We start from the raw sequence: 391 nt of genomic DNA, 5'->3' as shown, positions 1-391 counted from the left end.
GACCCGCTCCAGCCATGGCGGCGGCTACGACAACGCCAACGCCCTGCGCTTCGAGGACAAGCGCGGCGAAGAACAGGTGTGGATCCACGCCGAGAAGAACCAGGACATCGAGGTCGAGCACGACGAGACCCACTGGGTGGGCAACGACCGCAGCAAGACCATCGACCGCGACGAGACCACCCAGGTCAAGCGTGACCGCACCGAGACCGTAGACCGCCACGAAACCATCACGGTGCACGGCAACCGCACCGAGGAAGTGGACGGCAACGAGAAGATCAGCATCCACAAGAACCGCACGGAAGAGGTGGACGGCAACGAAAAGGTGACGGTGCACAAGAACCGCACCAAGACCGTCGACCGCAACGAAAGCGACGACATCGGCAAGAACTGG

1 pseudogene is annotated in these 391 nt (G+C 62.7%); it reads left to right on the top strand.

The features are described 5' to 3' along the window. Window positions 1-391, top strand: a pseudogene (locus OGL92_RS22105) (type VI secretion system tip protein VgrG); the annotation flags it as partial.

The organism is Pseudomonas sp. RIT-PI-AD (assembly GCF_025642785.1).
Lineage (GTDB): Bacteria > Pseudomonadota > Gammaproteobacteria > Pseudomonadales > Pseudomonadaceae > Pseudomonas_T.
This window is presented reverse-complemented; position numbering and strand designations above follow the sequence as displayed.